This window comes from Psychrobacter sp. T6-1 (assembly GCF_052258445.1).
Genome location: NZ_JBQQFC010000310.1, coordinates 1 through 2,736, shown reverse-complemented (window position 1 = coordinate 2,736; position 2,736 = coordinate 1). Strand labels below are relative to the sequence as shown.

Annotated in this window: 3 protein-coding genes; all 3 read right to left on the bottom strand. The window is 46.3% G+C overall.

Annotation, left to right across the window (positions count from 1 at the left end; genetic code table 11):
- The coding region (locus tag ACTXGO_RS12110; protein WP_443574725.1) for an AMP-binding protein at positions 1-650 on the bottom strand (650 nt) is incomplete at its 3' end.
- 157 nt (positions 651-807) lie between these two features.
- Positions 808-2,052 (bottom strand): FAD-dependent oxidoreductase, encoded by a 1,245-nt coding sequence (locus ACTXGO_RS12105; RefSeq protein WP_317200201.1) that lies wholly within the window; start codon positions 2,050-2,052, stop codon positions 808-810.
- A gap of 180 nt (positions 2,053-2,232) precedes the next feature.
- Positions 2,233-2,736: amino acid ABC transporter ATP-binding protein (locus ACTXGO_RS12100; protein WP_443574723.1), on the bottom strand; the 504-nt coding region annotated here is incomplete at its 5' end.

Below are 2,736 nucleotides of genomic sequence, written 5' to 3'. Positions count from 1 at the left end.
GGATCATTGGCGTCGCCTTCACTCATCCAGTCAGAAAACTTTTGCATATAATCAAAGTTGTCATCATTGCCCGGCTCATCAATCCAGATAATACGCTCAATCGTTGGAATCTCAACCAAATCAAGCTGATTATAAGTCTTGTGATAGATCTCAGGACACAGCTCGCGTACCATTTGCGCATAGTCGCTGCTTTTGAAATGGCGCATAAGTACCAGCGCCGAACAGCCTAATTTATTGAGTGAGTATTGCAGCTCAAAGGTGCGGTAAGCGGGGTTAATATTGACAAGGACGATACCCACTTTGGCGGTCGCCAATTGCATCAGTAGCCACTCGCTATTGTTATGCGACCAGATGCCGATACGATCGCCAATCTCAAGCCCCATCTCTATGATGGCGCTTGCCAGCTGATTGACCTTCTGTTGTAGCTCTTTGTAGGTCCAGCGGATATTTTGATGCGAGGAAATCAGCGCCATACGATCAGGATACTTGTCAGCAATAGCATCAAAAAAGTCACCAATAGTCGCCTCAATAAGCGGCACATCAGGGCCTTTATCGTAGCTCTTAGTGAGCGGCGCATTCGCCGAGCGCTCGCCCATGTTTATGCTTGGGACATTATTAAGAATAGTATCAAAATTAGGAGTTTGAGTCATAACGAGTCCTTTCGTTGTGCTTATCTGTAGAATCTATAAGCTATTGCTAATAGAACATATATTCCACAGCTTTGTCTACCACTACTATAGCGCCTTCATTCAAGACTTGTCAATAATACCGATACGGTACGTATCATTTAAATGATTTAAGCTTTAGCTAGGGTTTGATGACTACAGGGGCCTTGATAGTCACTGTGGCGCTCACCTTATTGTCCTTGATCAAATCCATGACCAGCTCGTCCTCGCTCTCAGTGGTAACCTGCCAGTTGCCATCAGCTTGCGGCGTGCCTACGACCATGACCGAGATGGCTTTATTTTTGAGACGTATCATAGGTGGTTTGTGCTCATAACCGCTATGATCAGTACCCAAAATATCATCTGCAATCGTTGCCGCTTGCGCTCGTAATGGTGCGACATAGCGACAGGCGACCCCATCGATTGACATACAATCACCGATAGCATAAATAGGGTTTGACTGAATTTGGCTTGATTGAGCTTGCAACGTTGAGGCGTCAACGACGATACCCGTACGGCGATCAAACTCGATGCCTGCTGCAGCGGGCAACTTGTCATCAACAATGAGACCGGTACTGGCAATCACGTGATCGACGATCAGGCTAGTAGGTTGGTTTTCTGTAGACTCGCTGTTGTTTTTTAAAGACTCATAACTAAGCGTCAGCGTGTCATCATCGTTACGATTAACATTTGTGACTTGATAACCGCCCAAAAACTGTATGCCTTGCGACTCTATCGCTTTGGCAATACGCGCGGTAGCCTTTGCAGGTAGCATTTGCGCAAGTGGGGCATCGTTTAGATCAAGCAAAGTCACCTTATGACCTGCTTTTAACAAGTCCTCTGCGATCTCAGTGCCCACCATGCCAGCACCAACGATAGCAACGCGTTGACTGCCCAATCCTAGCTTTTCTTGCAACTGCCCAAAGCGCTCGATGTGATTGACATGCCAGACTAAATTCTCAGGCAAACTCTTGGGGAAGATAGGATGCGCGCCCATAGCTAGCACCAGCTTGTCATACCCCAACGTGGCATAAGCCATGTTAGCAGGGTCTGAGCGCGTGGCGGAGACCAGATGCAACTGCTGAGCGGCTGCGTCGATATCGCTGACTTGCGTATCAGCGAGCAAAGTTATATTAGCGGTTTTTGCAGCATCAGCGCCTGTTGCCCGCACCAAATCTGCTACGCGTTTGTTTTGACTGATTGCCATCGTTAGCATAGGTTTGTGATAGCGATCGCCGCTATCGGCGGTGATTAAGGTGATTGGGATGTCCTTATCTTTACTACGAATCGCATCAATCACATGCCAGCCTGCGAGGCCTGCACCGATAATAACCACGCCATTTTCGTCAAAGGACGTTTTTGCAGTCACTGTATTTTGCTCTGTCATATAAGCTCCGATTTGCTCAAATATTCTTTATCGTAAATTTGCAAGTATGATAACCATTGTAACAACAAACCAAGAACACTTGTAAGCTCAAATCATCTCTGCAAAAGATAAATGTAAAAACCTTTTAAACATAAAAAAACGCCCTTTTTAGGACGTTTTAAATAATGCTTATCATCATAATTAGTGATTTAAGATCTTTGATAAAAATTGCTGTGCGCGCTCACTTTTTGCGCCTTCAAAGAACTCATCTTTGCTACAGTTCTCAACGATGTGACCTTCATCCATAAAGATAATACGATTGGCGACCTGGCTGGCAAATCCCATCTCGTGGGTCACGCACATCATCGTCATACCATCACGGGTCAGCTCTACCATCACATCGAGCACCTCTTGAATCATTTCAGGATCAAGCGCTGAGGTGGGCTCATCGAACAGCATGGCTATCGGGTCCATTGCCAAAGCACGGGCAATAGCAACGCGCTGCTGCTGACCACCAGAGAGCTCGGCGGGATATTTAGCGGCTTGTACGGTTAACCCAACGCGATCAAGATACGCCATAGCTTTCTTTTTGGCCTCGTCCTCTTTTCGTCCCAAGACTTTGATTTGTGCCACAGTCAAATTATCGATAATTGTCAGATGCGGAAACAACTCAAAATGTTGAAACACCATGCCAACGCGGCTACG